Annotated in this window: 6 protein-coding genes and 1 pseudogene; 3 read left to right on the forward strand and 4 right to left on the reverse strand. The window is 55.2% G+C overall.

Features of this window, described 5'->3' with window-relative positions:
* Positions 1-17: 17 nt before the first annotated feature.
* A complete protein-coding gene (locus TPCCA_RS04200) occupies positions 18-4,619 on the reverse strand; it encodes a SpoIIE family protein phosphatase (RefSeq protein WP_013945437.1) in 4,602 nt (1,533 codons plus the stop codon).
* Positions 4,616-7,999, reverse strand: a complete 3,384-nt coding sequence (locus TPCCA_RS04205; protein ID WP_013945438.1) for a hypothetical protein — start codon at positions 7,997-7,999, stop codon at positions 4,616-4,618. The genes TPCCA_RS04200 and TPCCA_RS04205 overlap by 4 nt, the downstream gene beginning before the upstream one ends.
* A 155-nt stretch (positions 8,000-8,154) precedes the next feature.
* Between TPCCA_RS04205 and TPCCA_RS04210 the strand changes: the two genes are divergently transcribed.
* From TPCCA_RS04210 to TPCCA_RS05745, 3 genes and pseudogenes are all read left to right on the forward strand, one after another.
* A complete protein-coding gene (locus TPCCA_RS04210; RefSeq protein WP_013945439.1) occupies positions 8,155-9,345 on the forward strand; it encodes a UPF0164 family protein in 1,191 nt (396 codons plus the stop codon).
* 99 nt (positions 9,346-9,444) lie between these two features.
* Positions 9,445-10,677, forward strand: a complete 1,233-nt coding sequence (locus TPCCA_RS04215; RefSeq protein ID WP_013945441.1) for a UPF0164 family protein — start codon at positions 9,445-9,447, stop codon at positions 10,675-10,677.
* 81 nt (positions 10,678-10,758) lie between these two features.
* A pseudogene (locus tag TPCCA_RS05745) lies at positions 10,759-12,280 on the forward strand (UPF0164 family protein).
* 74 nt (positions 12,281-12,354) lie between these two features.
* On the opposite strand, the gene glmS reads toward TPCCA_RS05745, so the two are convergent.
* Positions 12,355-14,262 (reverse strand): glutamine--fructose-6-phosphate transaminase (isomerizing), encoded by a 1,908-nt coding sequence (gene glmS, locus TPCCA_RS04225; RefSeq protein WP_013945443.1) that lies wholly within the window; start codon positions 14,260-14,262, stop codon positions 12,355-12,357.
* A 238-nt stretch (positions 14,263-14,500) separates the two neighbouring features.
* On the reverse strand, positions 14,501-15,289 hold the full coding sequence (locus TPCCA_RS04230) for an FKBP-type peptidyl-prolyl cis-trans isomerase (RefSeq protein ID WP_245522111.1): 789 nt from the start codon (positions 15,287-15,289) through the stop codon (positions 14,501-14,503).
* Positions 15,290-15,316 lie beyond the last annotated feature (27 nt).

Raw genomic sequence — 15,316 nt, forward strand, 5'->3', positions numbered from 1 at the left:
CCTGCACAACAGCGGCACTATCTCTTTCTTATTCCCAAGATAGTGAGATCATCGTATTGGTCGTCTTCTTTAATGAACGTATAATACAGGTACTCTTCGTACTCGCTGTTTACCTCTTTGCGCGCACAGTACTCAGGGTACTGAACAAAATACCGTGCTAAAAACATATCCACTTTTTTATCCACCCTGATTTTATCAAGGTTGGTTGCCCGAGGGTGCTTATACATACGGAACACCTGCTCTACCGCCACAAGTGCGAGCACCGCTTCGTCTAGATTTCCTTCACAAGAGGAGAAATCAAATTCAAACTTTTCGCCTTCGACAGGGTTATGCCATTTTTGTAGGGAAAAACCTTTCCTCAGAAAGACTGATTCGATAATGCTGCTGACACGCTCAGCTCCCAGCTCCTCTCCGTCCTGACCTACCGTATGCGTCTCATGGGGCGCATCATGCGCAAGTCCCTGTTCCTGGCACAGTACCAGTTCAAACCGCTTGTTTCTAAAAAGACGCTTCGCCTCTTCTATGCCATCAGTATAGAGGAACAGGACATCACCTGTACGCAGGGTGAGGGTTTCCACACCAAACCCACCTTTCATATCAATCATAAAACTTGGGAATACCCCTGCAGCAGAAGTTTGCGCAAGCGTAATACGCTTCATTTTTCTTTGCTGCGCATCGTAAATATGAATTATATTATCCCCTGCATTGCAAAAGTGCACCGTACCGGACACTGTATTAAAGATGCACAGGGTAAAGGCTGCAAATCTTCCTTTAAACCCGCGCGCCTCAATGAGATCATTAATGCGAGAGACAATATCGCTTAGGTTGATACCATGACTTTGAATATTCCAATCTTTAAAGAAGTTCTGGAAGAGCGTTGCCACTTCAACCATGATAAGCGCTGCGGGAACTCCCTTTCCTGCAACGTCGCATTTTATGATGGCATAATGCTGATCATCTAACTTAATGTAATCAAAGTAGTCCCCAGAAACGCCGAGCGCGCCTTCGTAATACCCAAAGAACTCCACGTGATCATCGCACGTATACCCAGATGTAAGCTTTCTCCCTTCAGTGTTGGTATCAAGCGGGATGAACATCTTTTGAATTTCCTTTCCAACCGTCAAATCCTTTGAGGCAAGCGCCGCCTTGATCAACCCTTCTGTCATATCGTTGATAGTTCTTCCGAGGAGGGCGATTTCATCCTGCCCTTTGATGGCAATCAGTTTTCCTTCAAGTTCTTCCTTTTTTTCCGTGTCGCGAATCATCGCCACATGGCTTGCCAGCCTGCGTATAGGCTTGATAATAATGGAGGCAAGAATCCACGCGCCAAAGACCCCACAGGCGAGTGCGATTAAAGAAACGTAAAATACCATTTTAATGAGATCGCGCTGTAAACCCTCAATGTGCTCGAGCAATTCCTGCGTAGAGACTTCTACAAACACAACGCCGTGCACAAAACTATCCGCGTGTCCGCGTTGGCGGTACAGGATGGGCTTATAGAAAAGGTAGGAGCTGTGACGCTTTGATAAATTATCAACTCGATATTCAGGGTAAGAGCCCACCGCGTTGTTTGAAAATGTAGAAAAAATTTCCAAAAGCCTTTGATCCATTTGCCGCGTAATGGACTGAATATCATCTCGGCGACGTACTGACCCCTGATCAGTGCGCAACGCAAGCGCAACTGCCTCCTGCGTCAGATCCGCAATACCCTTTGCTATCTTTTCTGCATCTTTCTTAACCTGTCTGTTCAAATCCTCCATTGCTGTCAAAATCTGCGCAATCCTTTTGTCAACAAAACGAGAATTGCCTTGCCGATATTCAGGCTCATTAAGCACCGTTTCAATATCGCTAAAATTCGTTGCCCACACAAAATCGATACCTTCTTCGTGAGGCTCTTCACTTTCTCCTGTGATAACCGCGTAACGCGCTTCGTGCAATGCCGTTGTTTGATTGGGCAAAAAGCCAAGCTCAAGCTTATTCTTCGCTGGAAGGTATACCTTTCCTGCCGCCACAAGACTTTCAAGCAACACTTGAACCCGAGAAAAAAGATTTTTAGCCAGCAAATGTTTTTGTGTTTTTGAAAACCGCACTCCAAGCGGCACGGACACAATAAAAATGACAGATATAACCAGCGTAAGTGCAAACAGGATGAACTTCACCCGCAATCCTGCACCGTGTGTTTTCAGTGCCATAGCCTTTCGTCTCTTCTCTGACGGCATAAGCTCTCCTATCATGAGCGCTTCCACTTGCTTTTTAAGTACAAACGCTTCTCCGACGATATCACCTATCCTGGTAAGTGACGCTGCAAACACCACACCCGCAAGAAAAAGCGCTATCAGCATGAACAGTGAAACAAAATTCACTCTCAATCCACCAGTGTGCGGGATACTCCACCGCACCTGATGCTCATAGTCGTACGCGCCGAATTTTACCGTTCCCATTTCAGAAACCGTCACTTTTGACTCTGCAAAATGCACTCCACGAGCAGGGTGCCATACCCCCACGTGGTAAGAACCTTTTTTTAAATTATCGATGTGTATGTCTGAAATAAGGTTGTCTGAACCAACGGCGAACTCCTGCGCATGCAATACCAAGTCATATGGAGCTTTGCGATCCCGATCGATGTATACCTGACTGACTGTCCCTTGCGCACGAAACCCATTACCAACAATCGACATCTGCAATGAACCGGCAGGCTCTTTTTTCACATCCACATAGCGAATGGCGGTGTAGGGTACGAAATGCCGTAAGGCAAAAAAGACAACTGCGGGCTCACTCACGTTTCCAGAGCGATCAAGGGCATATACGCTAAAGCGATAGATGCCGTTCTCCCTATTAGTGAACGATACGGACGACTGCCTGCTGCGCGTGCCGTGCACGTCGACAGGTATAGGAAAGGCGCGCACGCAGCGCTGCTGAAATTCCTCGAACGTTCGTACGTCAGTATCCACACGCAGGGACGTTAGTGCTGAAAGCGGTGCCACCTGTTGTAAGCTCCAAAGGAAGCTGGTGTGATCGCGCTCCTCGTTTCCCTGCGCATCAGTACTGGGTTGATTCCAACTGAGTGTAAACGTGTTGCTCTTCAGCGCATGCGTGTTCTCCAGTAGAGGAGTTTGCAATTGTGGACGCGCAGCAGGCGTAGTATCCCGCGTGTATGAAAGGTACGCGGGAGCTGACTTATTGCCGGCGAAGTCCCACACCGTTACGGCCAAAAACCACGTGCCATCCTGCGTTGCCTCCAGTTCTATCTGAGGTTTTTCCGGAAAGTGTGCAACGTAATCAGGAGGAGCAGCAGGCTGCACGCCGCATTGCCACGCGTAGTTATACCCTGCAATGCCTGACGAATCCCGAGGAAATACAATGCGTACCCGCGCGCGCGTCCCTTTTCTTACCGCGTTTGGCGAAAAATTTTCTGCAATCAGGGTCGGTGGCTGTACACTCTGATCTGGACGCAAACGCATCACACGTGCACGCGCCCCTTCTCCCTCTTGCCAAAAAACCTCAAGGTGATTGTCAACGCGCACCGCATGCGGAAACAGCAAGGCATCCTCACTAGAACGTACGGCAGTAGTACTCCACGCGCCTTCCTTTTTCTGCGCGAGAAAAATGGTATTGAGCCCGGCTGACTCTCCTGCCCACACACAGAATGTGGTACCGTCGATATGCACAAAGTTGGGAGTGATAAGACGGTCAGAAGGTTCTGCCAGGCGGAGCGTAGTCCCGATTTTTCTCCCATAGCGATCGAGCTCGGCATAGCACATCTCGTATCGCGTCGACGTACGTTCAGAGCGCTCCCACGTAACTGCAAAACGATCATCTGAGAGACGATCCAAAAAGGGCCGCTGATTGTGATACTCATCAGGTTGTGTAACAGGCACAGGCGCAGACCACGTATTGCCCTGGTCAAAGCTAACGGTTGAATACAACTGATAGCTTGCTCTCTCACCCTCTTGGTGATGTGCCTGAAACACCACTATTTCTTGGGCCTGCGTTGAAACATGCGAAGGCAAAAAGAGTCTGCGGCTAAATTCGGTGGACAAAAACTCCTGAAAGGGAGTCCAACGCTCCCCATCTTCGGATCGGCAAAGCAAGATAGAAAAGTGATCCTCAGAACCGTGAGAGGTAAACAGCAGCAGCGAGTCATCTGAAGCAACACTCACATAGGGGGCGACAATATCGCTTCCCTGAGAACGCAATACAGTATGCGTAAATGATTTTCCAAAATCCGTAGTTTTAAAGACGGTGATGGTGTGTGCATCAAAAGCGGCGGCAACAAAAATCTCATTTTTTCTGTTAACAGCAACGGAGGCAAGAGAAGGAGAACGGTGGTTGTACAAAAGGGGTGGAGAAAATGTACGCACGGTATGCCACGTACTGCCATCGTAAAAAGACGCAGACAGTCGTATTTCTCCCGAGGTAGCATTTTTTGGCGTCACTTCCTGCCATACGACGGCAACGACATCGTGCGAATACGCAACTTTGACGAAAGCGGCACGCTCAGTGCTGAGTGCCCGCGGATCTTCCCAGTAGAGCTTATCTTCCTGAGCAACAAGTGGCAAAGCACAGATAGAAAGTACGCAAAAGATAAGACGCGAAAAAAAGCACAGACGAGCATTCATAATTGTGCATCAATCCTCTTTTTTAACTGCTGAATCTTTGCCGACTTCTTATTGCGATCTTTCTGTAACAGCTGCTCAACCACCGCGGAGGCGACGAGCTTATTTCCTTTTTGGAGTTCCTGCAAGGCGCGCTGATACTCTTTTTCGTCTTCGCTACTGAGTACGTTTACCGCACCGTCACCGGTGAGCGACTGGATACGATCTTTCAGCTGCGCAGCCGCATCGTTATCAGGATTCAGCTTAAGCGCCTCGTCTAACTGCTGAATTGCTACCTGATAGAGCGCCGCGTCTCTACGCTCAAAGATACGACGCGCAGCCAGCGTAAAATTCGACGATTGTGCAATGGCCTGCGGGTTTGGCGGCGGCAATCGAACCCCCAGGTAGATTTCCACTTCCTGCTTCAGTTTTTCGATACCAGAGAAGCGTGCATCGATTGCATACAAATCTAGGAGCAAACTGTAGGCCTTTTTTGATTCGGTTTTGTACGTTCCTCTGATGGTATCGAGCTTTTTTGCAAACTGCTGCCGGAAGGAGCGGGGATCGAGCAATTGGTCTATTCTCAGACTCAGCTGCCCTGCGCGCTCGTTCAACGGATAGACAAGCAGTACTTTGTGTATATTCTCTCGCGAGGTGGCGAGTAACCGCTCCATTTCTTGGCGCTGCGACGCGTTCAAATATGCCGCGTGCAAGTACAGCTGCTCTGCATGGTGTAACAACTGACTCATCTGCGGGTAAAGAGGTGCAAAGTCAGGAATTACCCGCCCGATTTTGAGCGCAACCGCCGTACTAATGACAGAAAGCCAATTTGTAATTTCCCCATTCTCGGTGACGTTTGTAACCGCCCAGCGATTTTTCGCACGAATGAGCAAACGCTCCGCATCGAGCACCTCTCCCTTGTAATATTTATCTTTTGCCTGTGCGATATACGCGCGCACGTCCTTTACAACCAGTTCATTTTCCCGTCTGTTAATTGAGGAATCAAGCGTGCTCAATCGCGTGTCAGTTTCGGCAGCGTAGCCGGTGTCGTACCGCAACGAGAGCGCCAAATCGGCCTTTTCTCGAGATAGCACCAGATTCTTACGGGCACCGCCAAAGTCATCTTGACCTAGACCTTCCACTGCCTGTCGGTAACGGTATTCTGCTTCTTGACGCGCCAGTCGTTCGTGAATAGCCCGTTGTTCCGCTGCCAAAAAAAGCGTCTGCACGCGTGCAGAGAACTGTTCAAACTGAGTGCGCAAATCACGCAGGGACTGCAGCCCATACGCATAGCCACGCTCAGACAGGAACTCTTCTTCGCCAGAAAAAAAAGAAAGCAACCGATCAAGTGCCTCCATATCCTTACTCACCTGCTGAGGACCCGTTTCAGACACAAAGCTCAACGCGCGTACCCTGCGCTCGTCTTTCGCGTCAAAGCGCAATGCTTCCTCGGCACTGGTAAGCTGCTGCGCATACTCAGCGAGCGCAGAAACGCCTGAGTGCTGATGAAACGCCATATGTGCGGTATAGCGGTTGCGTTTGAGCGCCGTGAAGCGGCGCAACAGCTCACTTTGGATGGCATGCAGCTGTGCACGCGCCGCACGCACCGCCATTTCGGAGGGGGAAGACGACGCGTCAGTCTCCTCCGACGCACCCGCTTTTTGGGCTACTGCCTTTTGCGCAGTATCAGGGGCAGCGCTCTGTTTTGCCCCTCCCTTATCAGCCTGGCTGGGCACTGGAGTATCCCCTGCACCCCCCGGTGACGGGGTGCTTGCCGTATCTGCAGGCGGGGAAAGAGACTCGGTTTCTGCAAGGGCACGACGCAAAAACTCCTGGTGGTGTGCAAGTTCGCTCAGATCCCGCGCGAACGCTTCATTCTGGGAAAGGTCCTGACGCCGCAATGCAGCCGAAACAGGCACGGTGGGGGCGCGCTGGAAGGCGAGCAGTGCATGGTAAAAGTCGTACGCGTGTTTTGTGGCGCGCAACGCGTCGGCGTGCGCACTGAGCGCTACAATCTGCGCGCCAAAGGTCTCATAATCGCGGGGAAATCTGCCATGCTGGGCACCGAGCGGGGCGCACGCTGCCCACAGTCTTGCAAGCGCACCCAATGCGTCATCCGCCTGGCGGAGCAGCGGCTCTACTGGCGCAGGCAATGTTCCCCACGCGCCGCGAGAGCCGACTCCCGCACTGAGAGGAGCGCCAGGAATGAGCGATCCTGCAGGTCCTGCACCGACTGCTGCCCATGCGCCTGCACTTGCCAGTGCAGTGTCGGTGGGTGCGGGAATGTTTCTGCCTGAGTGCGGAGGATGTGCAAACGTAAACTGTGCGCGCGCCTGGTCGTGGAGCGCCGCTACATGTGCTCGACCTGCTTCAAAAAGATCTACAAAAGCGTCAAAGGCAGGAGCCTGGAGCGCGCCGAGAATACCTTCGAACTCAAGTTTACTGCGCCCGAGCGTAATTTTGCGTGCAACGGCCAAGAAGGCCTCTTGTGTCTCGTTATTTTTCTGCGCGCGTGTGGACAGCTGTTCAAAAACAACACCGGTGTGCTCTATGTCGCGAGAAAACTTTAAAAGCGCTCCAAGCGCCTGGACCAGGGAAGTGAGCGCGGCGCTTTCCTCAGCGGTTTTAGAAAAGTCCTGCAAAATCCTTAATTCTGCCTCCACCGTTAAGGAGTGAGGATACGCTGCACTCGGTGCGCGGGCACCGGGCGCAGCAGGCGCGGCGGGGGCGGCAGAGTACGCGTCGCGCGCGCGCGCAGCCTCATGGGCGCTGGCAGCATACGTCCTTTTCTGCGTGTTCTGATACTGAGCCCGTGCAGCGGCGACCGCTTCTAGGAGGGGCTTTGCGCGGGAAACATGCGCATGTGCGTGCTCGACGCGAGCACGCACCTCCTTTTTTCCCGGACTTGACGGGTCGGCAAGGTACTCATCGTAGTAGAGCTCGTAGCCGCTTCGGTACAGGAGCGCGGCCTTCAGGTATTCCTGGCGAGCCATGAGGATGCGCGCCCGCTCCATGAGGTGAAAGAAACGGGCAGCGTACACTGCGTACGTAGAAGAATTACGCAGTCGATTGAGAAACTCGTGTATTTCTTTGCTCTCTGGACCGGCGAGCTTTTCTAACGTTTCGATGAGCTGCAGGTGCTTAGCGTGGTTTTTAGGTTCTTCAAGGAGCGTGGAGAACAGCTGGTGCATGGTTTTGCGGTAGAGGTCATGGCGATCCAGGATGCGATCCGCACGGAAAAGGCCGGCATCAAACTCTGCAAGGTCCTGCTCGGTACTCTCTATCACCTCGCCCAGTTGCGGCGGCGTCCAGTCCTTGCTACCCCGCGCACAAAGCGGCGCACTCGGCAAGAAGAGAAAAAGAAGCACAGGCACGCACGGAGCAGAGCGTTGATGGATTCTCACGGCAGGCGCGTCTCCTTGTAGACGAAGTATTGAGCTGACAGAGCACGGTTAAGATATTCTCGGCAAAAAGTGTGAGACTGTAGGGGACGAGCGCTCAATCAGGGGGCTGCGGGGGAGCGCTTGCGCGGACGCCGCAGATACCATATCATGGGCGGATGGTACATTACAAATCTGTTTTTTATAAGAGCGCAGCGCTCGTTTGTGGTTTCGTGCTCGCGGGAGCCAGCGTGGCGATTGCCTCTTCAGAAGCTGCGGCGAGGACTCGCTCAAAGATGAGTGAGTTTAAGAGGCGCGCAGTTTCCTCCCCTTCCGGAGGGCGTCTGAGTGTTCTGGACGGTTCGTTCACCGCATTGGCGAACGACGCCAGCTTCTTTGAGGCGAACCCGGCAGGGAGTGCGAACATGACGCACAGTGAGCTGACCTTTGCCCACACCGTCGGATTTAACAATTCGCATGCCGAAACGCTTTCCTACGTTGGCCAGCGGGGTAACTGGGGATACGGCAGTTCGATACGGGCGTTTCTCCCTGAGGCTGGGATGGGCCTCAGTACCCTCGGTACGGTAATCGGACAGTGCACGCCTGCCTCCGACCCAATTAAAAAACTGGGGGGCTTGGGGATTGTGAACTTCTCCCGTCGGTTTGGGGGACTTTCCATGGGGGCTAACCTGAAGGCGGGGTTCCGCATGGCGCAGGGCCTAACGCACCTGTCGCTGAGTACCGACGTGGGTCTGCAATGGGTGGGGAACGTTGCTAAGTTCTTTAGCTCTGCAGAACCCAACATGTACGTCGGTCTTTCCGCTACTAACCTGGGGTTCACCGTTAAACTGCCGGGGGCGCCGCTTGTCCTGTGCAGAGCGACGGGTAAACAGTGCTGCAAGACATGCACGAGCTGCGGTACGGGCGTTGGAACCTGCTGCAACGGCAAGAAGCCGTGCTGCAAGGACTGCGACTGTAACTGTCCCTGCCAGGACGAAGCAACGCCGGGCTCACGGCACGCGACAGACACCATGCTACGCGCGGGGTTTGCGTACCGACCGCTCAGTTGGTTCCTCTTTAGCGTGGGTGTGGCCACCCGCGTAAACGTAAGCAACCTGCAGGTAGGCCACCTCTGGAAGCGCTCTTCCTATGCGCTTGGGATGATATTAGACCCGGTTCGCTTCCTCACCTTGCTTTCGGGAGTCGCCGTGAACGCAAATGGAAAGGTGCGCGCAGGCGTGGGCGCCGAAATACGCGTCGCGTGCTTCCAGGTGAGCGCGTCGTACCGCTACGACTCCACAGGCGATGAGCAACAGGGCACGCCGCACAACATGTCGCTCGGTGCCTCTATCCTGCTCGGACGCAAGTAAAGCGCGCGGCTCCAGCTGCGTGATTGCCAAAGGAGGCTGCCCAGGGGCGCCGCCTTTCTTTTCTCCGCGCGTGCGACGGGGTTTTCTGGGTGAGCGGCGGTGCTCCGCTTGCCAGCTGCGCGCGCGTGCATTACAATGGGCACCATGATCAGACATACATTTACGCATAGGTGCGGAGCGCTCCTGTGCGCGCTGGCGTTGGGAAGCTCCACTATGGCTGCGACCGCCGCTGCAAAAGCCAAGGCGACAGGGCAGATGCAGAAATTGCGGCAGCGGCCGGTGTGGGCGCCCACCGGCGGGCGGTATGCGTCTTTGGACGGTGCGTTTACCGCGCTGGCAAATGATGCGAGTTTCTTTGAGGCAAATCCGGCAGGAAGTGCGAACATGACGCACGGGGAGCTGGCTTTCTTCCATACCACTGGCTTTGGCTCGTTTCACGCCGAAACGCTCTCTTACGTTGGCCAGTCGGGCAACTGGGGATACGGCGCGTCGATGCGTATGTTTTTCCCCGAATCCGGGTTTAACTTCTCTGCCACCACGGGGCCCGTATGCACGTCTGCTACCGAGCCCATTAAGCAGCGCGGGGCAATTGGAATCATCAACTTTGCCCGGCGTATCGGGGGTCTCTCCCTGGGAGCCAACCTGAAGGCGGGGTTCCGCGACGCGCAGGGCCTGCAGCACACCTCTGTCTCCAGTGACATCGGCTTGCAGTGGGTGGGGAACGTTGCCAAGTCCTTTACCTCTGAGGAGCCCAACCTGTACATCGGGCTTGCGGCCACCAACTTGGGATTGACCGTAAAGGTCTCGGACAAGATAGAGAACTGCACGAGTACCTGCAAGGGGTGCACCTGCTGCAAGGAGAACTGCTGTTGCAGCAAAGAGAAGTGCTGCACGAAGAAGTGCGAGGGCTGTAACTGCCCCTGTCAGGACTGCGGCGAAAAAGGTTCGGTGCACGCAACAGACACCATGCTGCGTGCAGGGTTTGCATACCGGCCCTTCAGCTGGTTCCTCTTTAGCCTTGGTGCCACCACCAGCATGAATGTGCAGACCTTGGCTGGTGGCAGGGGCGCCGCGTCACTGTACCAGAACCTGGCTTACAGCATAGGCGCCATGTTTGATCCCTTCAGCTTCCTGAGCTTGAGTTCGAGCTTCCGCATCAACCACAAGGCCAACATGCGAATGGGAGTGGGTGCAGAGGCGCGCATTGCCCGCATTAAGCTGAACGCGGGATACCGCTGTGACGTCAGCGACATTACGAATGGCAGTGGCGCCGGCGCGAAAGCTTCGCACTACCTTTCCTTGGGTGGCGCGATACTGCTCGGCCGAAATTAATTCATAACATGCCGGGGCACCCGCCGGTGCCCTGCTGAAGAATGCGGAGCGGCAAGACGTGGAGGGGGTTTTGCCGCTTTTTTGGTACGGCGGCCGTGTGTGTCGGCTGCGCCAGTACGCGTAGGAGGACGATTGGTGTTCGGTTTTGCACGCGTCGGTTCGCGCGGGCTCTGCTTGGGAGCCCTCCTGCTCTCCCCTCGTATCGTGTTGGCACAGCACGTTGCTGACGCTCCTTTGAGCGCACGCGGGGTTATCCCGCGCAGCCCCTTGCCTCGGCGCACGCGGGCGCCCCGGGCTATGACGCTGCGCTCTCGGGGCGGCGTGGTCAGCTCCCGCGCGAGCGGGGGAACGCTCGTGGTCACCGCGCAGAAACCGAAGGCCATGGCACGAAAGAGCGTGGACTGCCGTCCGCTCTCCCTGCAGGCCGGCGGCAGACAAGACTCGTTGGACCTTGTTGCCACCGCAACGGCGGATGACGCCAGCTTCTTTGAAGCGAACGCCGCAGGAAGCGCCACCATACCGCGCATGACGCTTGCCTTTTTTCACAACATGCGCATTTCCGGTTCCCACATAGACGTACTTTCCTTTGTCGGGCGGGCGGGGCGCACCGGCTACGGCGTTTCGGCACGCGCCTTTTACCCAGACATGTGCAGCGACACCAACGGCTTCGTGGGAATTTTTAACGTATCGCACGCTTTCTCTTCCGCCTATCGCTTTAAGGGCGTGAGCGTGGGCGCAAACCTTAAGGTGGGGTATCGCCACACCCCGGGGGGGGGCAGCAGCAAAACGGGAAATGAACGCCAATGGGAAGGAGAACCACCACATAGTCCTGACCGCGGACGTAGGGGTGCGCGGTGCGTGGACGGTGTCTAAAAACTTTGGTGCGCATGAGCCAAACCTGTGGGCAGGAGTGGCATTCCGCAACATTGGCGCGTCAATCAACGCCACAAACCTTCACGGAAATAACGGCGCCGGAGGCAGCGGCGGCGGTGGAGGGAGCAATGGGTGCGGGGGTGGAAGCAGTAGCAGTAATGGCGACGGGAAACCTGCCCACGTCACGGACTCCAGCATTATCCTTGCGCTTGCGTACCAGCCGGTGCGGTATTTTCTTTTTGGCGCCGGGCTTGAGTGGCTCTACAATGTGGGGTCTATCAAAGGCGTCAATTCGCTCCGGTATGGGGCGGCGTTCATGCTTTTTCCGCTCAGGCAATTGGCGTTCAGCTCGAGCGTGGTTATGAAGGGGATGGGTCCAAAGCTGCAGGTCCGCGCGAGCGCAGGGGCAGAAGTGCAGTTTTCTCACGTGCGGTGCACCGCCTCGTATTCGTATCTTTGGAGTGCGGAACCCACACGGCCCCACTACGTTTCAATTGGGGTGGCCGGTTTTCTCAAACCGGTTCCCGAACAGCCCCTGTGGCAAGAGGTGTACCGCTCCTATTTGCGCGGGCTGCGCCACTACCACGCGCAGCGCTACGCAGAGGCCATCGCCGAGTGGAAGCGCACGCTGCAGCAGGACGTCAGTTTTGAGCCTGCGCGGGAAGGCATCGAGCGCGCCACCAAGCTTCTGCAGCTGAACCAAAAGGTTCACGATTTTAACATTTTCTAGCCGCGCCGCCGCGGCATCATCTGCTCCGTCCTGCCACGCTGCCGGCACCGGCGGAAAAAGTGGGGGCGGACCCCTTACTCGACCGTCACCGATTTTGCCAGGTTCCGCGGCTGGTCAATGTCAGTCCCCTTGAGCAGGGCAATGTGGTATGCCAACAGCTGCAGCGGTACGGCGTAAAAAATCGGCGCGGTAAGGGGAGATACCGAAGGTACGGTGACTATCTGACCGCACGCCCCTTCCGGCGCGTCCGCCTCGGGCGTGCATACCGGGCCAAAACGCTCCGGCGCGTCCGTAAAGATGTAGAGCATCCCGCCGCGCGCGCGAACTTCCTCGATGTTTGAGGCCATTTTTTCAAACAGGACGCCAGGTGACGCCGGCGCAATTGCAACCACCGGCATCTGCGCGTCCACCAATGCAAGGGGCCCATGCTTTAGCTCCCCCGCTGCGTACGCTTCGGCATGGATGTACGAAATTTCTTTCAGCTTGAGCGCCGATTCAATCGCAATCGGATACAATTCCCCACGCCCCAAAAAGAGCGCATGCTGCGCATGCACAAAATGCCGCGCGCACCGCGCAACGTCTGCCTCACACTCAAGCACGTGCTCCACATCCTGAGGCAGTCGCTGGAGCGCCGCAGAGAGCGCGTCCTCGTGCTCCTGCGTGAGTATCTTTTTTGCCTGCGCAATCATGCGGGTGAGCACGAGCAAGCACACCAGCTGGGTGGTAAAAGACTTCGTTGAAGCAACCCCTATTTCTGACCCCGCGTGGGTGAGCAGCACTGCGTCCGACTCACGCACCAACGTGGAACGTGCCCCGTTGCAAATGGCAATCGCACAGAGATACCCTTGCGTTTTTGCCAGGCGCAGTGCGGCAATGGTGTCAGCCGTTTCTCCCGACTGAGAAATCGTCAGTACTATTTCACGCGCGTGCACGACGCTCGTGCGATAGCGGTACTCTGAGGCAATCTCCACCTGACATCCCACCCCTGCAAATGCCTCAAACCAGTAACGCGCCACTAACCCTGCATGGTACGAGGTACCACACGCGATAATGCGCACCCGTGTTATCCGTCTAAACAGCCGCTCAAACGTCTTACACGAGGTACCGTCCAAGACCCGGTCCTCCCCGAACGTCCGCACCTGTGCGCGAGAAGACGAAGAAAACGACATATAGGCATTCAGCGTATGCCGTATAGCGTGTGGCTGCTGCCATATTTCTTGATGCATATGGTGACGGTGCGTACCCTTATCCTGCGTACAAAGCTGCATCTGATACGTAACAACGGGACGCGCCACAACGTTTCCCTGCGCGTCGTGGACACACACGCTATCTCGATGGACGTCTGCGATGTCTCCTTCCTCAAGATACAAAAAACGCTGCGTAACATGCGCAAGCGCAAGCGGGTCTGACGTAACAAAATTTTCCCCACAGCCGAGTCCTACCGCCAACGGACTGCCAGAACGCGCAGCAATCAACCGCCCAGGAGATGCAGCGTCCATGCAAAGTAACCCGTAGGTACCCCGAACCTGCGTCAACACTTTTTTTACCGCAGGCAGGAGGTGCGCCGTGTACCGCAACTCCCAGTGCAAAAGATGCGCGAGTACCTCGCTATCAGTTTGTGAATGAAAACAATAGCCACGGGTCACTAGCATTTCACGCAAAGACCGATGGTTTTCAACAATACCGTTGTGAACTATCGCAATGGATTCAGAACAATGCGGATGCGCATTCGCTGCACACGGCTTGCCGTGCGTTGCCCACCGGGTGTGCGCAATGCCCATGGTCCCGCAAAGAGGACTCTGACCTAATAGCGCGCAGAGCGACTGAACACGACCCTCACAGCGTAAAAGGCGGAGCGCACAGTCCGAGCCAACGACAGCGATCCCTGCAGAATCATACCCGCGGTATTCAAGACGACGCAGCCCCTCAAGCAAGAGACCTGAGACATCACGCCCCGCCACCATCCCAACGATTCCACACATAGACGCCTTTTCAGTGCAAAAGCACACGGGAGAACGTTAAACTCAAACCCACAGAACACACGCACGCGCAGGAACCATTCTGACTCAACCAAGCCACGAGCTGCCCTGCAGGCTACGGTCTAGCGCACCAACAGGGAGACTCACCACCTCCCCCAAGGGGAGACGCGACGAACGAGCAAGGTAACCCCTACAGGTCACAGGCGATCCCATGCCCATCCGTCGCCTTGCTGCACACCGCTCACTTTTTCGAAGCTGAATCTGGGAGTATTTCCTGTAACTCTATCTCAAAAACTAGGAGCGCACCTGGAGGGATAACCCCCTCGATACCACGCTCCCCATACCCCAAGGAAGAAGGCACATAAAACCGATAGGTAGAACCCACCGGCATCATCTTTAAGCCCTCAGATACCCCAGGCACCATACCATCCACCGGAAACTCCGCAGGCTTATCTCGAGAGGCATCAAACACCGTTCCATCAAGCAGCGTCCCCTTGTACTGAGTGCGCACCCTCTGACCGCCCTGCGGCTTTGGACCATCTGCAGCCTTTACCACCTCGTACTGCAACCCAGAGGAAGTTACCTGCACACCTGGCTTCTTCGCATTCTCTTCAAGAAAGGCCTTTGCCTCCTGCGAATTCTTCTCTACCTCTTTTTGCCGATATGCCTCGAACGCACGCTGTAGCACGTCCTGCGCATCCGCAAGTGCCTGCTTATCCTTGTCTGCACTGACTGTCTTCTTTAGACCCTTCCACACCTGACCCAGGTCAACGTCTAACTTCGAATCCTGCAGCGTCACCCCCATGAGAACCCCAAAGGCATACCCCACACTCTTCTTTGAAAGCGGCGTCTTCTGCCGCTCCTGCTCCTGCACCTTCCGCGGATCGAGCTGATCAGCAGTCAGCGCCTTCTTATCCGCAGCCTCCCCGGCAGAGGACACCCCCTCAGCACCCTTCCGACAGGAAAAAACACTCATACCCGCAAGGAGCAGAAGCGCGAAAGAACACACCCCTGCAGCTCCTTTTTTCAAAATTACCGCTCCTTTTGCGCGCCCATC

The sequence above is a fragment of the Treponema paraluiscuniculi Cuniculi A genome, from assembly GCF_000217655.1.
GTDB classification, from domain to species: domain Bacteria; phylum Spirochaetota; class Spirochaetia; order Treponematales; family Treponemataceae; genus Treponema; species Treponema pallidum.